A 20,289-nucleotide genomic window follows, 5' to 3' on the forward strand; every position below is an offset into this window, starting at 1 on the left:
GCGGCGCAGGCGACCCAGTGGGAGATCAGTGGGAGAAGTGGCGGGTGCCGGTGAGGTACATGGTGACGCCGGCGGCCTGGGCGGCGTCGATGACCTCCTGGTCACGGATGGAGCCGCCCGGCTGGACGACGGCGCGGACCCCGGCGTCGATGAGGACCTGGAGGCCGTCGGCGAAGGGGAAGAAGGCGTCGGAGGCGGCCACGGCCCCGCGGGCGCGCTGTGGTGCGACCGCTCCTGCCAGGACATCGGCGGCGTCGGCCCCACCCACAGCCCCCTTCTCCTGCTGGGAGCCGTCGAGTGCGGCGTCGCCGGTGGAGCGGGCCCCCAGGGTGTTGGCCCGCTCGACGGCCAGCTTGCAGGAGTCGACGCGGTTGACCTGCCCCATGCCCACACCGACGGTGGCACCGTCATGAGCCAGGAGGACCGCGTTGGAGCGCACGGCACGCACCGAGCGCCAGGCGAAGACCAGATCGGCCAGGAGCGCGTCGTCGGCGGCCGGCCCCGCGGCCAGGGTCCAGGTCGAGGGGTCGTCGCCGGCGGCGTCCAGGACGTCACGCTCCTGGATGACGGCACCTCCCGAGACCTGCTTGATCTCGTAGCCCTCGCGCTGGGGGGTCTCGACGAGGAGCAGGCGCAGGTTCTTCTTGATGGACAGAATCTCCACGGCCTCATCGTCGAAGGCGGGGGCGGCGACGACCTCAGTGAAGATCGGCTTGATCTGACGGGCCATCTCAGCGGTGACGACCGTGTTGGTGGCGATGACACCGCCGTAGGCCGAGACCGGGTCGCAGGCGTGGGCCTTGCGGTGGGCCTCGGCGACGTCGCCGGCGGCCGAGACCGCGATGCCGCAGGGGTTGGCGTGCTTGACGACGGCGACCGTGACGGCCTGGCCGTGGTCGTAGGCGGCGCGCACGGCGGCGTCGGTGTCGGTGTAGTTGTTGTAGCTCATGGCCTTGCCGTGGAGCTGGCGGGCGCCGGCCACTCCCCCGCTCGCCCCGGCAGTGCGGTAGACGGCGGCCCGCTGGTGGGGGTTCTCCCCGTAGCGCAGGCTCGCCAGGCGCTCGTAGCCGACGCCGACGTAGGCCGGCGGCGTGGCCGGCCCGCTGGCTTCGACCTCGGCCGCATCGGCCGAGTCCGTGGCGTGGGCGACGTCATCGGCCTCGATCTGGGCGGCCATCCAGGTCGACACGGCCGCGTCGTAGGCGGCGGTGTGGGCGAAGGCCTCGGCGGCCAGGCGGCGGCGGCCGGCCAGGGTGAAGCCGCCTTCTCGCACGGCGGCCGCGACGTCCTCGTAGCGGCCTGGGCTGGTGACCACGGCGACGGCGGGGTGGTTCTTGGCGGCGGCGCGCACCATGGTGGGGCCGCCGATGTCAATCTGCTCGACGCAGGCGTCGAAGGGGGCACCGGAGGCGACGGTGTCGGTGAAGGGGTAGAGGTTGACGACGACCAGGTCGATGGGGGTCACCCCCAGGGTGGCCAGCTGGTCGAGGTGGTCGGGCTTGCGGCGGTCGGCGAGGATGCCGGCATGGACGGCCGGGTGGAGGGTCTTGACCCGCCCCTCGAGGCACTCGGGGAAGCCGGTGACCTCCTCCACCGGGGTGACGGCCAGGCCCGCGGCGGCGATGGTGGCGGCGGTGGAGCCGGTGGAGACGATCTCGACACCGGCGTCGGCCAGGGCGTGGGCGAGCGGGAGGAGGCCGGTCTTGTCATAGACGGAGATGAGGGCGCGGCGCACGGGGACGCGGTCGGGGCTGACGAGGCCCTCGGTGGGGACGTGAGCGGTAGGGACCGCCTGGTTCGTGGGCTGCGAGGACTGGGACGACAGGGATGTGGACGAGGACATGGCGCTCCTGGTGTGGCGTGAGGAAGCAGGACGCCCAGGCGGGCGACGTCCCCTTCATGGACGGCCTCGGCCACTCCCCGGTGGTGCCCCACCCTCGCCAGTCGCAGCCGGCCTCATCCTATCGGGTGGCGGCCACGACGGCATCGGATAGGGCCACCTCGCCTGCCTGACCTGACGTTTTCCATGTCGCTCCCGGCGAATCACCCGACCGAACGGCCTGTTTCCTTGCGGGCGGCTTGAGGGACCGCATACAGTCCACAGCATGACTGCGCCCATCAACATCGCAGCAACACCGGTATATCGGAGGACTCCCCCGGAGCAGTGGCAGGAGGCCGCCTCCGCCTACCGGCGCTGGTGGAGCCGCCATCCGGGATTGTCCAGTGCCCTGAACCTGGTGGTGCGCGGAGCCTACGCCCTCATGATCCCGTTGCTCATCGCCGCCCTGGTGATGGTGCCGAGGCTGGCCTACGCCGCCGTGCCGGCGGCCTTCATGGCCGTGTGCCTCATGGTGGTGGCCCTCCTGGCGCGCACACGCACCATCAGCTGGCGCTCGGTTCTGCTCATGTACGGTGTCGGCGCCGCCTGGTCGCTCGTCGTGGCCGCCATCATGAGCTCGGTGCGTACCCGCGCAGGCCTGTCCGTCATGGGCAACGGGATGAGTATCGCCCTGACCATTGCCCTGGAGGTTCTCAGCCCGCTGGTACCCCTGGTGCTCGTGGTCTTCCTGGCGCCGGGGCGGATGCGCCGCCTGGCGGCCTCCGACTGGGCCCTGCTGGGTTTCGCGGCCGGAGCGGGCCTGACGGCCCTCAACGACGGCATACGGGCCCTTGAGGAGAGCAGCCTGCTCTCCTCGGTCCTGGGCAACGGGCGCCTTCCCTTCTCCTTCAACCCGTGGACCTCGGGGTCGATGACCCAGGAGAACAGCAACGTCCTGGCCGTCAGCAACCAGGTGAGCACCGCCAACATCACGATGGCGGTGGCATTGGCGATCACGCTGTGGCGCCTCAAGGACTCCCCGGCCTTCGAAGGGGCCAAGAACCTCGTGTGGCTGCGGATCGTGGCCTGGATCCTGCCGGCGGTGGTCATCCTGCAGTCGGTCAGCGACCACGCCACCTACATCGCCAGGATCGCCCAGCAGCTCGGCCAGAGCGACTCCGGCGGCGGGTTCCCGGCGCTGCTCATGTTCCTGTGGAGGGTCAACGGCGGAGGCCTGAGCGCCATCCCCCTGTCCGTCATTCTCATGGCCGCCTGCCTGCTCCTGGACGCCCACCGCCGCGCCTACGCGGGCGTGCACGGCTGGACGGTGGCCGGGGCGCCGGCTCCCCGCTACCCCAATCTCACCGAGGCGCCGCCCTTCGTGCGCGCCCTCATCGTCTCGGTGGTGGCGCTGGCGAACTTCACCTGGGGTGACCTGGCCGTCACCTGGGGCGCCTACGGGGACCTGCGCCAGGGGCGTTTGTACGCCATGCGGGCGGGGCGGGCCACAGCCGAGCAGGTGCGCGGCGTGCGGGCCGACGCCATGGAGGCCACGACGCCGGGCGCCGAGCCCAATGCCCGCCAGGGCTTCCGCCTGGGGATCCTGGTGGTCAGCGTCGTGCTGTTCCTCCTGTGCTGCATGTACGAGGTGCGCACCGTCTGGCAGCTCGCCCCCGAGCTCAAGGAGACCGAGGACGACCTGTTCCTCTCCGCCCTGCCACGCCTGTTCTCCCAGTGGTGGAGCGGGTTGAGTGGCACCCAGGGGCTCCTCTACGCGATCGGTGCGCTGGCGGCGGTGGCCATGAGCCTGTCCCTCGTCCTGACGCTGGGGGCCCCGGGGCGCCGCATCAGCACAGCGCCGTCGTCGAGCAGCCTCATCAGTCACCTGCTCACTCTCACGCCGGGGCAGGCGTGCCTGGCACTGCTGGACTTCGCCATGACCTACATGCCGCGCTCGGCCCTGAGCGCCAGTCCCGCCGGGGGCGGAACCGACCTGGCCGCCGAGCTCTCCGTCAACCGGCGAATCCGGGGCGCCGAGAGCTTCTCCGAGAGTCAGGCGCTGTTCACGGCGCGCACCAAGCGGCAGGTGGCGGTCGAGGCCGACATCGCGCGCCTTCGCGAGCTCGCCGAGTCCCTGGGCGTGACCGACGTCGATGCCCTGGAGCCCAGCCGGATCGATGAGACCGTCGCCGATCTGGCCGCCTCCGGGGCCGACTCCCAAGTGGTCGGGCAGATGCGCGACCTGGCCGCCTCAGTGTCGGAGCAGCAGGCCGAGATCCTGGACCTGACCCGCCGCCTCAACACCGGCAACGGCGAGCAGTTCGCCATCCTGGAGGGCTATCGGATCACCGACGACTTCCGGGGTGAGGCCATCGACCAGCGGCCGGTGGACAGCCCCGTCCACGCCCTGGCGCTGTCCCCTGCCGGGAACCATCTGGTCGTCGTCGAGTACCAGGGGGCGGCCCCCACCATTGATGACGACGACGAGACCGACATTCCTCCCCGCAGGCTGCCGGGGCGGGCGGCGCACAAGTCGGCCGACAACGTCCTGGAGCACCTGGCCCGCGACGAGCGCGTCGCGCGGTTCTTCCGGGAGAATCCTGAGCTGTGGCGGGACATCAAGGAGGGACGCGCCCTCCTGGAGGCGAACGTCCTCTACACCCCCATCCCCGGGATGACCTACCGGGCCGGGACCGCGCTCCTGGCGGTGACGCCTGAGCTCGTCGAGGGCGTGGACGCGGCCGTCAGCGCCCTGAGCGGCGCGGGCACCGCGGCGCGCTGACCTGCGGGTCAGGCCTCGCCGTCCACCTCGCCGTCGTCCGCATCGTCCTCCTCGTCAACGGCACCTTCGCGCGCGTCCTGGCGCCGGTAGGCCGCCGGCAGGACCGACTCGGGCAGGGTGTTGCGAGCCCAGGTACGCGTGTAGGGGTGGGCCAGGACGGCCATGGCCGCCAGTCCGACACCGACCTCGACGAAGACGAGGATGACGGTGTAGAGGACCAGTGGGCCGACGCTGCTCATCCGGTCCGGGCCCACGGATCCGGAGGCGGCCAGGCACAGCAGGCCCACGCCAACGGCCACGAGGAGGGCGGCCAGACCGGCGGCGCTGAGGGCGTAGCGCACCCGCAGGGCGTTGAGCACCGTCCGACGGCGCCAGGCGGCCACCATGGCGCCGGCCGTCACCACCAGGGGCAGCCACAGGCCCACGCTGCTCAGCGGCGTCGACGGCACCAGCCCCAGCAGCGGCAGGCGCGGGACGGGGCCGGCCACGACCCGGTCGGGGGCGAAGACCGTGCCCGTGCCCACGGAGAAGCCGGCGCCGATGAGCCAGGAGCAGGCCCAGATGACCAGGGTCGGCACCCAGCCGGCCTGAAGCAGGATGAGGCCGGCCATCGCGACGAAGCCGTCCCCGGCCAGGGAGTCGTGCAGGACCGAGACCCGGCCGGCTCCGTTGACGACGGCCGCGACCACCACCAGCAGGCTCAGCAGGCTCAGGGCTCGCGTGGCACCGTAGGCCAGTGACAGGGACGGCCCCAGCCAATGGGGTCGGCGGTCCCACCAGCGGGTCAGGGGCGACCAGTGGTGGCCGGCGCGCATGAGCTGGATGGCGACGATGACGCCGGTGAGCAGGGCGATGCCGACGACGGCGGGCCAGGTGTCCAGCCCGGCGGGGCCGGTGAGGCAGGCCAGGGCCGCCACGACGGTCGCGGCGGCGACGATGGCCGCCCCGGCCGCCGGCCGGGAGGGGTGGGCGCGCCGCACGCAGAACCAGGTCCAGCCCGCCTGCACCAGGGTGAGTCCCAGCAGCGGCAGGCTGAGCACGCCGTCGTCCTCGGAGGTCAGCGCGGTCGAGCCCCCGAAGCCGAGGCTCCACAGGGCGGTCCCGGTGTGCAGGGCGTCGCCTGCGCTGAGAATGGCCGCGGCGTTGAGGCTGGCGGCCGCCTTGGACACGGCGATCGTCGCCAGCACCACCACCAGCCAGACCAGGCCGACTGACTCGACCCCCACGCGCAGGGACCACAGGGCCCAGGACGCCAGGCTGGTGGCTCGCTGCCGCGCCAGGCTCAAGCGCTCACCTCTCCGGCCAGCTGACGGTAGAGCTCACGGGCGATCTCAGCGGTCTGGCTGGGGGTGCGCCCCACCCGGACGCCGGCGGCCTCCAGGGCGATCTTCTTGGCCTCGGCGGTGCCCGAGGAGCCGGAGACGATGGCGCCGGCGTGCCCCATCGTGCGCCCCTCGGGTGCGGTGAAGCCGGCGACGTAGGCGACGACCGGCTTGGTCATGTGCTCGCGGATGTAGGCGGCGGCACGCTCCTCGGCGTCGCCCCCGATCTCACCGATCATGACGACCAGGCGGGTGTCGGGGTCGGCCTCGAAGGCGGCCAGGGCGTCAATGTGGGTGGTGCCGACCACCGGGTCCCCGCCGATGCCGATGCAGGTGGTGAAGCCCAGGTCGGACAGCTCGTGCATGAGCTGGTAGGTGAGGGTCCCGGACTTGGAGACCAGTCCCAGGGGGCCGGGACCGGTGATATCGGGCGGGGTGATGCCCACGTTGGAGCGGGCCGGGGAAATGATGCCGGGGCAGTTGGGGCCGATGATCTGCACGCCGTGGTCGGCCGCGTAGGCGCGCATCCAGGTGGCGTCGGCCACCGGGATGCCCTCGGTGATGACGACGAGGAGGCGCACTCCGGCGTCGACGGCCTCGACGACGGCACCCTTGGCGAAGGCGGGCGGGACGAAGACGACGCTCACCTCGGCGCCGGTGGCCTCCTTGGCCTCGGCGACAGTGCCGTAGACGGGGACCTCAACGGTTCCGGCCTGGACCTCACCGGCGCCGGGGCCGATGGGGGCGACGTCGAAGGCGACGGTGGTGCCGGCCTTGCGGGGGTTGACGCCGGCGACGACCTTCGTGCCGGCCGAGAGCATGCGGGTGGTGTGCTTGCGGCCCTCGGAACCGGTCATGCCCTGGACGATGACGCGGTCGGTCTCAGTCAGGAAGATGCTCATGTCTCAGGCCTCCTTGCCAGCGGGCCGGCCGCTGATCTTCTCGGCGATGGCGGTGACGACGTCGGCGGCCCCGTCCATGGTGTCGACGACGGTGACGCCCTCGATGGCGGCGTCGGCCAGGATGGCGCGACCGGTGTCGGCGTTATTGCCGTCCAGGCGCACGACGACGGGCTTGGGCAGCCCGCCCAGGGACTCGACGGCGGTCACGATGCCCTGGGCGACGGTGTCGCAGGAGGTGATGCCGCCGAAGACGTTGACGAGGATGGCGCGCACCTGGGGGTCGGAGGCGACGACCTCCAGGCCGGTGGCCATGACCTCGGCCGATGAGCCGCCTCCCAGGTCGAGGAAGTTGGCGGGCTTCATGCCGCCGTGGCGCTCGCCGGCGCCGGCGACGACGTCGAGGGTGGACATGACCAGGCCGGCGCCGTTGCCCAGGACCCCGACCTCGCCCTCGAGGCGCACGTAGTTGAGGCCGGCCTCGCGGGCGCGGGCCTCGAGGGGGTCGGTGGCGGCGTTGTCGACGAGCTCGGCGTGGGCGGGGTGGCGGAAGCGGGAGTTGTCGTCGAGAGTGACCTTGCCGTCCAGGGCGATGATGCGGCCGTCGGCGGCCTTGACCAGGGGGTTGACCTCCACGAGGGTGGCGTCCTCAGCGGTGAAGACCTCCCAGAGGCGTTCGATGACGGCGGCGACCTCGTCGGCCAGGGGCCCGGCCTCGAAGCCCGCGGCCTCGACGATCCGGTGGGCGACGGCGGGGGTGATGCCCTCGAGCGGGTCGATGCCGATGCGGGCCAGGGCCTCGGGGCGCTCGACGGCGAGGGTCTCGATGTCCATGCCGCCCTCGCGCGAGCACATCGCCAGGTACTGGCGCTCGGCGCGGTCCAGGAGGATGGAGAAGTAGTACTCGGCGTCCAGGTCGACGCCGTCGGAGATGAGGACGGCGCGCACCGTGTGGCCCTTGATGTCCATGCCCAGGATGTCGCGGGCGCGGGCCTCGGCCTCCTCAGCGGTGCGGGCGAGCTTGACGCCGCCGGCCTTGCCGCGGCCGCCGGTCTTGACCTGGGCCTTGACGACCACGAGCTCGCTTCCCGCGTCGAGGAGGGACTGCGCGGCGCTGCGCGCCTCCTCGGGGGTTGTGGCCACGGCGCCGTCAAGCACGGGGACTCCGTGCTGGCGGAACAGGTTCCTGGCCTGGTATTCGTACAGATCCATGCAGCTGATCCTCTCGGGGCATGTGGATGGCTTGCGGGCGCGGGCCGACGTCGGCCGGGCAGGCACCAGTGATGAGCCTAACGTCCCAGTGGCCGGTTGGGAGGGCGGACACGGGCGCGAGCCGCTGGCGTCTCACACAGCGTGGTCGCAGCGTCTCACGGCGGGGCGTGTGCACCGGGGCCTCCACCGGCCACGAGCGCCGTCGAGAACGTACTTTCCCCGCGAGGACTGCGTTTTCCTCCAGATGACTGAGGTCAGACCCCAGTCGTCTGGGGGAAAACGCAGTCCCCGATCACGAAGTACGTTCCCGATCCTGAGCTGCCCACCACGACGCGAATTATCATGAATTGACACGAGGGGCTCGAGAAGGGAGACGGTCATGCCCGCACTGACGGCGACGAGCGCGCTGGTCGGCGCCATGGTGCTGCTCGGCCTCTGGAGTGGCAGGCGGTGGGGTCGACGACGCAAACGCGCCCTCGACGCCGAGGCCCGCAGGTTCCACATCCGCCGAGGCGGCTAGAACTGTGACTCCCACTCGCTCAAGCGCTGTGCGATCTCCTGGGCGAACTCGTCGTCCGCCCCCAGAGCTCGTTCAACATCGCTGAGCAGCTCACGGTACAGAGCCACGGCTTCCACGATCTTGCCTGAGTTCTTCAGGGTGCAGATGTAGTTGTTGCGCGCCGTGAGCGTATCTGGATCATCGACTCCCATGACGCGCTCGTAGTCAGCGATGAGTTTCAGATAGTCGGCGAGAGCCTCATCAAAACATTCGGCGCACCCGAGTGCCCAGGCCAGGTCATCGCGCGCGTCGAGAACATCCGGGTCATCCGGATCAGCACTCAACAGCCACACCTCAACGATCGATTGATATACCGAGGCAGCATCATCAAACCGGCCTGCAGCACTGAGCGCTTCCACAAGATTATCTCGAGTCAGCAGCGTGTTGGGGTGGTCGGGGCCCAGCACTCGCAGCCGATCAGTCAGCACCGCCTGAAAATCCTTGATAGCTTCCTCAAGCCTACCCGCATCCCACAGCGCCACAGCGAGGTTATGGCGCGTTGTCAACGTGGCAGGATGGTCAGGGCCCAGCACTCGCAGCCGATCAGTCAGCACCGCCTGAAAATCCTTGATAGCTTCCTCAACCTTCCCCGCAACCCACAGCACCACAACGAGATTATGGCGCGTTGACAACGTGTCAGGATGGTCAGGCCCTAGCGCTCGCTCCTGATCGGTCAGCACCGCCTGGAAACCCTTGATAGCGGCTCTTCGCGTTTGAGGGTGTGGTAGCTGGAGCCTATTGAAGTGCATAGGTGGGGTGGGTGCGTCGTTGCTTGGGTAGAGGTCGAGGTCTCCCGATGATGGGAGCTGCTACACAACCGTCACGAGAGACCTCGACGTGCCTGAGACTACCTTCGCCTGCCCTGATCTGACGACCTTCCTGGGCCTGGATGCCCTGGGACTGACCGCGGTGGGTCAGCTCCTGACCTCGACGAGAGCCATTGTGGAGTGCCGCATGCCGATCGGGTTCGAGGACCCCTTCTGCAGAGCCTGCGGCGCTCAGGGAGTATCCCGTGGGACGGTGGCCCGACGCCTGGCCCACGTGCCGGTGGGGTGGAGGCCCACGCAGCTGGTGGTGCGCGTGCGGCGCTTCGCCTGCACCCACTGCCGTCGAGTGTGGAGACAGGACACGAGCGGCCTGGCTGAGCCCAGGGCGCGGCTGACGCGCTCGGCGGTGGAGTGGGGGCTGCGGTCCCTTGCCCTGGAGTGCATGTCGGTCTCCCGGGTGGCAGCCGCTCTGGGGATCTCCTGGCACACCGCCAACAACGCAATCCTGACCCGAGCCGAGCAGATCCTCAACGAGGCGCCAGACCGCTTCAAGGGGGTGGAGGCTCTCGGAGTTGATGAGCATGTGTGGCGCCACACCAGGCGGGGCGACCGCTATGTCACCGTCATGATCGACCTGACTCCCGTGCGCGACCGCAGTGGTCCGGCGCGTCTGCTGGACGTGGTCCCGGGTCGTTCCAAGAAGGTCCTCAAGACCTGGCTCTCCCAGCGCGACCAGGAATGGCGTGGGCGGGTCGAGGTGGTAGCCATGGACGGTTTCACCGGGTTCAAGAGCGCCGCCGGCGAGGAGCTCCCACAGGCTCGGGCGGTCATGGATCCCTTTCACGTCGTGGCCCTGGCGGCCCGCAAGCTTGACCAGTGCCGCCGGCGGATCCAGCGGGCGATCACGGGCCGGCGGGGCCGAGCGGGTGACCGGCTCTACCGGGCCCGGCGCACTCTGCTGACCGGGGCCGGCCTGCTCACCGATGCCCAGGCCGAGCGCCTGGAGAACCTCTTCGCCGATGAGCGCCACGCTGCGGTCCAGGCCGCCTGGGGCGTCTACCAGCGCCTCATCCAGGCCTACCGCACCGAGGAGGCGGGCCTGGGAAAGTACCTGATGCAACGGCTCATCGACTCCTTGAGGCAGGCCGTCCCCGACGGGCTGGAGGAGATCCAGACACTGGCCAGAACCCTGACCGAAAGAGCCTCCGACATCCTGGCCTACTTCGACCGCCCCCGTACCTCCAACGGCCCCACCGAAGCGATCAACGGACGCCTGGAGCAACTACGCGGCATCGCCCTGGGATTCCGCAACCTCACGCACTACACCATCCGCAGCCTCATCCACACCGGACGCCTCAAAGACCACCTGGCAGCAACCACCTAAACCAGCCGATAAGCCCCGCCTAAAACACCCTCAAATACGAAGAGCCTTGATAGCTTCCTCAACCCTCCCCGCATCCTGAAGCGCCCCAGCGAGGCCTTGGCGCGTTGTCAACGTGTCAGGATGGTCAGGCCCTAGCGCTCGCTCCTGATCGGTCAGCACCGCCTGGAAACCCTTGATAGCTTCCTCAACCCTCCCCGCATCCTGAAGCACCCCAGCGAGGCCTTGGCGCGTTGTCAACGTGGCAGGATGGTCAGGCCCTAGCGCTCGCTCCTGATCGGTCAGCACCGCCTGGAAACCCTTGATAGCTTCCTCAACCCTCCCCGCATCCTGAAGCACCCCAGCGAGGTTATGGCGCGTTGTCAACGTGGCAGGATGGTCAGGCCCTAGCACTCGCTCCTGATCGGTCAGCACCGCCTGGAAACCCTTGATAGCTTCCTCAACCCTCCCCGCAACCCACAGCGCCACAACGAGATTACTTCGCGTGATTAGCGTCTCAGCACAGTCGGGCCCTAGCGCTCGCTCCTGATCGGTCAGCACCGCCTGGAAACCCTTGATAGCTTCATCAACCCTCCCCGCATCCTGAAGCGCCCCAGCGAGGCCTTGGCGCGTTGACAACGTGTCAGGATGGTCAGGACCCAGCACCCGTAAGCAATCAGTCAATAACTCCTGGTAGGCCTCGACAGCATCCTCCACCCACCCCACATTCCGCAGCGCCCCAGCGAAATTGTGGCGCACCACTAAAACGCGGGGATGGCCAGCCCCTAGCACCCGCAGGCAATCGGTCAGCACCGCCTGGAAAGACTCAACGGCTTCCTCCACCCGACCCGCACCCTCCAGCGCCCCAGCAAGGTAACTGCGCATCACTAACGTGTCGGGGTGGTCAGACCCCAGCACCCGCTCATAGCCTTGGACCAACAAGCGATATTCCGCAACAGCCTCACCCAACCGGTTATCCCGCCGAAGCGCTGCAGCCAGATTACTTCGAGCTGCAAACACATTTTCATGATCAAAGCCAAATTCTTGTTCCACACCGCTAAGAAGTTCACGATACACATCAACCGCCGCACTGGCGCGTTTATCGCCCATCAAGGCCGCTACCCTTAGGAGACCGGCAGAGAGGAGGTCTTGCACCAACGAATCGCTCTCCGACACACCACCACCATCGTTACATAACGCCAGCGATTCTTCCGTGCGACCCAGGCGGTTCAGCAGTTCAACGAGCTTACTTCGAGTGACCCAACTATCAGGATGAGCACCCCCCAATACCGCCGACTGATCTTCAAGAAGACCACTCAGCTCCACAACACATTCTTCCGGATTACCTACACCCGCCATAGAACATGCCCTACCGTAGCGCACCATCATCGTCTTTGGATGATGAATCCCGAACACTCTCTCAAATTCCGGAAGAAGGGCGCTATATCTATTCAGAGCATCCTTTGCCTCCCCATGCTGAAGAACATAACCCGCAACTGTCGCCCTGATGTTGAGCATTGTCGTCTCCGGCAGAGAACTTCCCACAAGTAAAGCAGCCAGTGTTTTCTTTCCACACTCGACCGCATCACCCACTTCATCACAGGATTCAGCGTTCCGAGCAAGGCACCATTGCGCTGCAGCCCGAGCTATAACCAAAGCCCCTGCTCGCTCTCCATCATCCATACTGAGGAACCACTGGCAGACAAACATCGACACCTCAGTCAGAGGAAGGTCAACACCATCGATACGACGGCATATCCATTCCGCTAAAGCATCTTGCGTCAACAGGCGCAGTTGACGCCACCCCTCCTTACCGAAATAACTATCAGCCTTGCTTCGTAGATACTCAACCAGCAAGGGTTCGGCAAAAAAATCGATTCCCTGCTCACTTCGACACCAGCACAGTTTCTCTATGGCGCACCTCAGCCCCATACGTGCGTCGTAATGTGCATCCGGCTCCCTTCGATTGACGACACCAACGACAACCTCGGACACGAAACGACAAGCACAGCCATCTGTATCAGGACTGATCGCAGCGGCATAGAGAAGACCAGTTCTTACCGCATCATCCAATTCATCCCATCGGGCCTTGAGGACCACCACCACATCTTCAGGCAAACGAATATTCTCATCGGCCAGGACGACAGCACCATCATGACTCTCAATATGCTCCTGAGTTCGACGTTCCGTGAGCCATAGCCTGATGAGATACGGGTTGTTCAGGCGACCAGCGACCTGCTGCAGGTCCGCCTTGCTTGTCCGTGGAGCCTCTTCCCGAATCATCCTTGACAGATCGTCAACACCAAGGATCGGACTCTTCACATACTGTACAGTCCCACTGCTTTGAGCCTTGTTCAGCCATCGACGATACACTCCATTGTTCTCCCCTTCGGGCCACACAGTTCCAACCATGAGTATAGGTGAGCTTCTCCTGGAGGACACGACATCCAAGAAAGCAGGTAGTTCACGCCCCATAAGGTGCATGTCTTCTATGGCAATGACAGCGGGAAGATCTCGGTGCGATAGGGAGATCAACATGTCAGCGAGCTGTTGACTTGCGGTGCGCTGAATACTGCGATCTTGTTCTCCAAGAAAAAATTCACATTTTAGACGATTGAGCTCCTGAACCCGCCTCCACGAGGCATCCACTCCTTTGAAACCCCATTTCACGAGCGTCGACCCGAAGGGGATGCTGATGTGACGCCGCTTCAGGGCGTCAAAGGCAGCGCTCAGTCCCTCATCGATAAAGGCACTACGCACCTCATCCACTGCTTCGCCAGCCAGCCTTCGGGTCTTGTCCTTCAAATCCTCCACCTGGCGGCGTGCCATCGCCAACGGCAAGGCGTGAGCCTCCAGCTGCGACCTCATCACCGAAACAACGTCCTGACTACTCCCTGTCGCTAGGCGCTCGCAGCTCAGCCCCCACCAACCGAAGGTGGGCAACGCCCCTGCGGGCCACACGAAGCCGTCAATCCGTGGTGCCACAACCTTGCGTCCGGCCATCGGATCGGTTCCCGCACCGCCCCGGGTACGTACAGCACCTCCCATCGCTGGCCAGTACGCGTCCTCCCGGTCTGAGCGGAGGCGGGCGTAGAGCTCCTGAACTATTCGCGTCTTTCCACTCCCAGCCGATCCGCTCAGCACAACAACCCGAGGGAGGTCACAGCCAGGATCCCGCAGCGCCTCGAGACGTTCGAGCAGGAGGTCGACGACATTCTGATGCTCACCCAACAGCGCATGAACCATGAAAAAACCCTACCGTACAGGCAGTAGAACCGGTTCTACCCACGAATCAGGCCGCCACAGGACCTCTACGGCCGCTTCTAGGACCACAGGCGGATGACGTTGCGGCGCTCACCAGCAACAATAAGGGCTGATGCCCTCCCGGCCGACGCCGGGAGCCCGGCCCACCGGCGCCCCAGGGAAGGACCCCACATGCCAGCCGCCATGTCCTCAGACACCGCAGACACTGTCCCCTCCCCCACCGGCTCGTCGGCCGGCCCGCTGCTCGGTCTGGACGGCGAGCCCCTGCGCATCGGGGTCCTCACCTCCGGCGGTGACGCCCAGGGCATGAACGCGGCCGTGCGGGCCGTGGTCCGCACCGCCATCCGCCTGGGGGCCAGGCCCTACGCGGTCATGGAGGGCTGGGCCGGGGCCGTGGCCGGGGGTGACGGCATCCGCCCCCTGGAGTGGGACTCGGTGGGCTCCATCCTCCAGCGCGGCGGCACCATCATCGGCACCGCCCGCTCAGCCGAGTTCCGCGAGCGCGCCGGCCAGCTGGCGGCCGCCCGCAACCTCCTGGAGCACGGCATCGACCGGCTCGTGGTCATCGGCGGCGACGGCTCCCTGACCGGCACCAACGAGTTCCGCAAGAACTGGCCCTCCCTGCTCGAGGAGCTTGTCGCGGCCGGTGACATCAGCGCGCAGACGGCCGCCGCCCATCCCGTCCTCATGGTGACCGGCCTGGTGGGCAGCATCGACAACGACCTCGTGGGCGCCGACATGACCATCGGCACCGACTCCGCCCTTCACCGCATCCTGGAGGCCATCGACGACATCTCCTCAACGGCCGCCTCCCACCAGCGCACCTTCGTCGTGGAGGTCATGGGCCGCCACTGCGGCTACCTGGCCCTCATGGCGGCCGTGGCCGGGGGCTGTGACTACGTCCTGGTCCCCGAGCTGCCCCCGGGCAAGGACTGGGAGGAGGACATGTGCTCCAAGCTCAAGGCGGGCCGGGAGGCCGGGCGCCGCGAGTCCATGGTGATCGTCGCCGAGGGCGCCACCGACCGCGAGGGCAACCGCATCACCGCCGACGACGTCCGCCAGGTCATCGCCGACAAGCTGGGTGAGGCCGCTCGTGTCACCATCCTGGGGCACGTCCAACGCGGTGGCCGCCCCAGCGCCTACGACCGCTGGATGTCCACGCTGCTGGGCTGCGCCGCCGCCCGTGAGGTGGTGTCCATGGAGCCGGGCAGCGAGCCGGTCATCATCGCCGAGCGCCACAACCGCATCCGCCGCCTGCCGATGATGGAGCAGATCGCGGCCACCCGTGCTGTCAAGGATCTCGTGGCCGCCCACGACTACCTCGGGGCAATCCAGGCCCGCGGGGCGAGCTTCGGCAGGATGCTCGAGCTGTTCGAGACCATGTCCACGCCTCCCGCCGAGCCGGCCACTGACACGGGATCGACGCCGTCGGCCTCCGACCGCCCCAAGCGGGTCGCCATCATCCACGCCGGCGGCCTGGCCCCGGGGATGAACACGGCGGCGCGTGCGGCCGTGCGCCTGGGCATCGACCACGACTTCACGATGCTGGGCGTCTACGGCGGCTTCCCCGGCCTGCTGGACGGCGACGTGCGCGAGCTCACCTGGGCCGACGTCGAGGGCTGGATCGGTGACGGCGGCGCCCAGCTGGGCACGCGCCGCGAGGTGCCCACCATTGAGCAGCTCTACGCGCTGGGGCGGGCCATCGAGCTCCACGAGATCGACGCCCTGCTGGTCATCGGCGGCTACAACGCCTACCTGAGCGCCTACCGCCTGGTCACCGAACGGGACCGCTACCCCGCCTTCCAGATCCCGATCGTGTGCGTGCCGGCCTCCATCGACAACAACCTGCCCGGCTCCGAGCTGAGCATCGGCACCGACACGGCCCTCAACAACGCGGTGGTGGCACTGGACTCCATCAAGCTCTCCGCGGCGGCCTCCCACCGCTGCTTCGTCGCCGAGGTCATGGGCCGCAAGTGCGGCTACCTGTCCTTGATGTCGGGCCTGGCCACCGGCGCGGAGAAGGTCTACCTCAACGAGGAGGGCATCACGCTGGCGGGCCTGGCAGCGGACTCCGAGCGGATGGTGGAGTCCTTCCGCTCGGGACGCAGCCTCTACCTGGTGATCCGCAACGAGCGGGCCAGCGTCAACTACACCACCGACGTCCTGGCCCACATCTTCGCTGAGGAGGGCAAGGGTCTCTACGACGTGCGCGAGGCGATCCTGGGTCACCAGCAGCAGGGCGGCAGCCCCACGGCCTTCGACCGGATCATGGCGACCAAGCTCGTCGCCCACTCCCTGGAGCTGCTGGCCTGCGCCCTCAAACGCGGCGAGCCGACCGCCTCCTACGTGGGCCTGATGGGCGGCAAGGTCTCCGACCAGCCCCTGGACCGCATGAACGACGACCTCGACCGCGACCACCGTCGCCCCCGCCACCAGTGGTGGCTGGGTCTGCGCCCCGCCGTGGGCCTGGTCAGCCAGGACATCGGGACCCTGACGCTTCAGGACGTGCCCGACTTCGGTGAGGCGGTCGACGACGCGGCCAGCTGACCCACCGGCCCCGGGAGCCGAGCGGCCGGGTATGGTGCCTGGCGTGCGCGCGCTGATACGACCCCGGTTCCTGGTGGCTGCCGCCGTGGCGGGCGTGGCCGCGGGTCTCATCGGGATCGCGATGGCACTGCTCCTGGGGCTCTTCGAGTCGCTGTTCTACGGCGTCACCCACGGCGGGCTCCTGGAACGCCTGGCCACCGCCCCGCCCTGGCGGCGCACGCTCGCCCCGGCCCTGGGCGGCCTTGTCGCCGGTGGCCTGTGGTGGTGGCTGCGCGCCACCGGCGGGGTGGCGGACGTGGAGGCCGCGGTTGCGGACCGCAGTGGTCAGGCGGCTCCCCGGATGGGGCTGGCGCGCCCCTTTCTCGACGCCGTCACCCAGGTCCTCACGGTCGGGGCTGGCAACTCGGTGGGCCGCGAGGGCGCCCCGCGTCTGGCCGCCGGGGCGGTGGCGGCCAAGCTCGCCACCCGCCTGGGGATCAGCAGGAACGAGGGCGCGATCCTCATCGCCTCCGCCGCCGGGGCGGGGCTGGCGGCCATGTACAACGCGCCGCTGGGAGGGGCGGCCTACGCCGTCGAGCTCGTCATGGTCTCCGGAATGCGACGGCGCGGCGTCCTCGTCGCGGTACCGGTGTGCCTCATCGCCACGCTCGTCTCCTGGCTGCACTCCCACGGGCGCCCTACCTTCGAGGTCACCTCGCCGGGGCTGTCTTCGGGGACCGTCCTCGGGCTGGTCCTGCTCGTTCCCGTGGCCGCGGTACTCGGCGTGGGGGCGAGGCGAGTGTGGTCGTGGATGCTGGCGCACCGGGTGCGCGTCCCCCGGTGGCTGCCGGCGGCGATCGGTACGGCGGGACTGGTCACCGGGCTGGTGAGCCTGTGGGTCCCGGCGATCGTCGGCAATGGGCGCGACGCCATGGAGATGGCTCTGGGTACTGGCCTTCCCGGGGCCTCGAACAGCGCTGCGGGAGCGGGCCTCGTCCTGCTGGTGGGCATCGTGGCCCTCAAGCCGGTCCTCACCGGTCTCACGCTCGCAGCCGGCGCCACCGGCGGCCGGCTGGCCCCCTCCCTGGCCGCGGGCTCGAGCGCCGGAGCCGCCCTGGCGATCGCGCTCCACGCCTGCGGGGTGGAGGCCAGCGTGGCGGTCCTGGCACTGGCGGGGGCGGGTGCCGTCCTCGCCACCACTCAGAGGGCCCCCGTCTTCGGGATCGTCTTCACCTGGGAGCTGGCCCGTGCCGGGGCCTGGACGCTGGTGGCCCTGTTCGCCGTCGTCGTGGCGGTCACGCTGTTGACAACACCCACATACTACAGCCACCTACCTCAGAAAATTCAAAATGCATCAACAAATTAATGCTGCACGCTTTATCTTCGACTACCGACGAGAGACACCAAAACCACAACCATGATAATCGCGGTAACGAGCCCCGAAACCGTCATAGGAATCATCGATGCCGTCCTTCGCAGGAATTCCCACAAAAACGCCCATAAAGCCAACCCAAGCGCCACAACAAGAATGCAGGTGCGAAACCACCACAACCCCACACCCAAATAACAGCGCAAAAACGCCCCCGCCAAGAAAATAAGGAGAAGCAGATAGGCCCCGCCAGCCCAGCGCCACGACTCGAGCCGCGAAACCCCCAACCAAACACAGGCAACTGCAACGAGAGGTGGGAATCCATATAAAACAACCGACAGCAAAACAGATTCATGGTCGCGCTCAGGAGAGCTCCAGAGCGAGAAGCCAGCCAGCAACAATCCTGCGATTATCACAACAAAAACTACGCGCCAATCCCAGTCAACATAGTGGTCGACAGCCACATCTTCGACGTTAAACACCTATCCACCTCGAATGTAGTTAGTTAAATATGCGAACAGGAAACCAGTGCCTCAGAATCAATAAGACACCAAAATAGAGCTCCGCAAATCATAAAGAGCATCCATCTTAAGTCTATTTAAAAACAATACCAACCTCCTTTGAAAATTCACAATGAGAGCGCAGTACATTAAACTCATCCCTTATCTTTTCACTGCACCGCCCACCCGCCGCAACCTTAACACAAACGCAGGCACACTTAGGCCACAAACTTAAGTAACATAATCAATTTTCTCGAATTAAACTAACAGAACTCTTGCTCCAGCAGTTTAAATGCACTAATATATCTGCATCAGTAGATAATGCTTCCTATCGGAGCCTCATGCGCCGTCGATACGACAACGCACCACCTCGTCACGCGCTACAGCCCAGCGCGGCCGACGCCTACACCTTCGAGACCGGACGCCCCGCAGCCTCTGAGGGCACCGCCCTTGCCGCCGTCGCCCTGCTGTCCGGCGCTCCGGCGCTGGGTACGACCCTGGCACTCCTGAAGGGGCCGTGGATACTCATGCTCGTCCTCCTTCACGTCGGCGGGCTCACCCTGTGGTTCGGGCTGTCCGGCCGCGGCTGGCGCGACCTGCTGATCGGTGGCGGCATCCGCAGCAGAACCGTCCTGTTTGCCGCTGGCGCCCTGGGCGGAGTCGCCTTCGGCGGCCTGCACACCTGGATGGGGCCGACGGGCACCGGCCCGCTGTGGAAGCCGGAGATCACCGCCTCCACGGTGCTTCACGCGCTGATCTTCGCCCTGACCGTCGGCGTCGCCTACAACGCGATCCCCGAGGAGATCACGCTCAGGCGCACCCTGTTCTCACCGATACACGAGCGCTTCGGGCCAGCGGCCGCTGTGCTGATGACGACGGCGTCCTTCACCGCCCTGCACCTGCCGACCTGGCTGACCTCCGACACCAGCCTCAAGGGCTACGCCTGGCAGATCCTTCACAAGGTGCTCTTCGGGCTGCTCGCCGGCTGGTCGGTGGTGCGGCTGCGGTCGATGTTCTTCGCCCTGGGCCTGCACGTCAGCGGAAACACGCTGGGACTGTTCATCGGTCAGCTCCAGAGCGAGAACCTGCCCGACTTCGAGCTCTCGTGGCTCAATGCGGCAATCCTGCTCACCGGCGCGGCCGCGGTCGCTTCCCTCATCCTCCTCCTGGGCCGACGAGGCAAGCAGCCCTCTGCGCTCAGTCCTTGATCGTGAGGATCTCGTTGACGTCGACGCGGCTGGGGGCGAAGGCCGCCAGCGCCGAGTCTGCGGGATGGCCCAGCGCGATCCCGATCGCGACGATCTCATCGGCTCCGATCCCCATGGCCTCGCGCACCTCGTCCGGGTACATGACCAGGGCGTAGGCGTTGATGGCGCCAAGGCCCTTGTCGGCAGCCGCCAGGACGAGCATGGCGGAGAAGGCCCCGAGGTCGTGGAAGGACCACGGGGTGGATTCGACCGGGATCGTCACGTACAGGGCTGCCTGAGCATTGAACAGCCGTCCTTGCGATGCCTGGAACTCCTGGACGCCATCACCCAGTTGCGCACTGATCTGCTCTCCGAGCGCGGCCATGTTCTCCTGGGTGGTCACAGACCACTCTGTTCGAGGCTTCACCGGGAGGTCGGCGTTTCCCTTCCTGCCGGCAGCGACGTCCGCAGCATGGCGCTTCTTGATCCCGGCCAGCGTGGCCCCTGTGGCCGCATAGACCCGCCAGGGCTGGGAGTTCACCCACGACGGCGCCTGCTGGGCGGTGCGGACAATGTCGACCAGATCCTCCTGGGAGACGGGCTGGTCGGTGAAGTCTCGAACCGAGTGACGATTGGCGACGACCTGGCTGAACTCCATGGTGCTCCCCTACTTCCGAAATCCGCGGCTTTGTCCACCGAGGCCAACGATCGGCCGGCCAGCAC

The 20,289-nt window shown here is 67.4% G+C and carries 13 protein-coding genes; 5 read left to right on the plus strand and 8 right to left on the minus strand.

The features are described 5' to 3' along the window. Window positions 1–25: 25 nt before the first annotated feature. Window positions 26–1,843 (minus strand): bifunctional phosphoribosylaminoimidazolecarboxamide formyltransferase/IMP cyclohydrolase, encoded by a 1,818-nt coding sequence (purH, locus tag HMPREF9058_RS09770; protein ID WP_009747727.1) that lies wholly within the window; start codon window positions 1,841–1,843, stop codon window positions 26–28. Window positions 1,844–2,105: 262 nt separating this feature from the next. Between purH and HMPREF9058_RS09775 the strand changes: the two genes are divergently transcribed. After that, window positions 2,106–4,601, plus strand: coding sequence for a hypothetical protein (locus HMPREF9058_RS09775; protein WP_009407123.1), 2,496 nt, complete (start codon window positions 2,106–2,108; stop codon window positions 4,599–4,601). A gap of 8 nt (window positions 4,602–4,609) precedes the next feature. Here HMPREF9058_RS09775 and HMPREF9058_RS09780 read toward each other — a convergent pair whose 3' ends face one another. The 4 genes from HMPREF9058_RS09780 to HMPREF9058_RS13165 all read right to left on the minus strand — a co-directional run bounded on the left by HMPREF9058_RS09780 (window position 4,610) and on the right by HMPREF9058_RS13165 (window position 9,342). Further along, complete coding sequence (locus HMPREF9058_RS09780) at window positions 4,610–5,887, minus strand: DUF6350 family protein (RefSeq protein WP_009407199.1); 1,278 nt, start codon at window positions 5,885–5,887, stop codon at window positions 4,610–4,612. Then, the gene (gene sucD / locus HMPREF9058_RS09785) at window positions 5,884–6,825 is read right to left on the minus strand and encodes a succinate--CoA ligase subunit alpha (RefSeq protein WP_009747943.1); all 942 of its coding nucleotides are present in this window, start codon (window positions 6,823–6,825) and stop codon (window positions 5,884–5,886) included. Before sucD ends, HMPREF9058_RS09780 begins: the two co-directional genes overlap by 4 nt. Before the next feature lie 3 nt (window positions 6,826–6,828). After that, window positions 6,829–8,034, minus strand: a complete 1,206-nt coding sequence (gene sucC / locus HMPREF9058_RS09790; protein WP_009407046.1) for an ADP-forming succinate--CoA ligase subunit beta — start codon at window positions 8,032–8,034, stop codon at window positions 6,829–6,831. 516 nt (window positions 8,035–8,550) lie between these two features. Then, window positions 8,551–9,342, minus strand: coding sequence for a tetratricopeptide repeat protein (locus HMPREF9058_RS13165; protein ID WP_009747877.1), 792 nt, complete (start codon window positions 9,340–9,342; stop codon window positions 8,551–8,553). 88 nt (window positions 9,343–9,430) lie between these two features. Between HMPREF9058_RS13165 and HMPREF9058_RS09800 the strand changes: the two genes are divergently transcribed. After that, window positions 9,431–10,744, plus strand: coding sequence for an ISL3 family transposase (locus tag HMPREF9058_RS09800; RefSeq protein ID WP_009405997.1), 1,314 nt, complete (start codon window positions 9,431–9,433; stop codon window positions 10,742–10,744). A gap of 30 nt (window positions 10,745–10,774) precedes the next feature. Here the strand turns inward: HMPREF9058_RS09800 and HMPREF9058_RS13170 are convergent, their stop codons facing one another. Next, the gene (locus HMPREF9058_RS13170) at window positions 10,775–13,966 is read right to left on the minus strand and encodes a tetratricopeptide repeat protein (RefSeq protein WP_009747872.1); all 3,192 of its coding nucleotides are present in this window, start codon (window positions 13,964–13,966) and stop codon (window positions 10,775–10,777) included. 189 nt (window positions 13,967–14,155) lie between these two features. On the opposite strand from HMPREF9058_RS13170, the gene HMPREF9058_RS09815 reads away from it, so the two are divergent. Both HMPREF9058_RS09815 and HMPREF9058_RS09820 read left to right on the plus strand, forming a co-directional pair. Further along, window positions 14,156–16,531, plus strand: a complete 2,376-nt coding sequence (locus HMPREF9058_RS09815; protein ID WP_009747841.1) for a 6-phosphofructokinase — start codon at window positions 14,156–14,158, stop codon at window positions 16,529–16,531. A 43-nt stretch (window positions 16,532–16,574) separates the two neighbouring features. Beyond that, window positions 16,575–17,876 (plus strand): chloride channel protein, encoded by a 1,302-nt coding sequence (locus tag HMPREF9058_RS09820; RefSeq protein WP_009747898.1) that lies wholly within the window; start codon window positions 16,575–16,577, stop codon window positions 17,874–17,876. Between the two features lie 11 nt (window positions 17,877–17,887). Here the strand turns inward: HMPREF9058_RS09820 and HMPREF9058_RS13480 are convergent, their stop codons facing one another. After that, entirely contained in the window at window positions 17,888–18,361 is a 474-nt protein-coding gene (locus tag HMPREF9058_RS13480; RefSeq protein WP_139019017.1) for a hypothetical protein, read from the minus strand. A 359-nt stretch (window positions 18,362–18,720) separates the two neighbouring features. Here HMPREF9058_RS13480 and HMPREF9058_RS09825 point away from each other — a divergent pair, with 359 nt between their 5' ends. Beyond that, window positions 18,721–19,587 carry a CPBP family intramembrane glutamic endopeptidase gene (locus HMPREF9058_RS09825; protein ID WP_009407361.1) on the plus strand — a complete coding sequence of 289 codons (867 nt, stop codon included), beginning with the start codon at window positions 18,721–18,723 and terminating at the stop codon, window positions 19,585–19,587. Here the strand turns inward: HMPREF9058_RS09825 and HMPREF9058_RS09830 are convergent. Further along, window positions 19,577–20,224, minus strand: a complete 648-nt coding sequence (locus HMPREF9058_RS09830) for a nitroreductase (RefSeq protein WP_009407112.1) — start codon at window positions 20,222–20,224, stop codon at window positions 19,577–19,579. The genes HMPREF9058_RS09825 and HMPREF9058_RS09830 overlap by 11 nt on opposite strands. Window positions 20,225–20,289 lie beyond the last annotated feature (65 nt).

The organism is Actinomyces sp. oral taxon 175 str. F0384, from assembly GCF_000223355.1.
Taxonomy (GTDB): domain Bacteria; phylum Actinomycetota; class Actinomycetes; order Actinomycetales; family Actinomycetaceae; genus Actinomyces; species Actinomyces oris.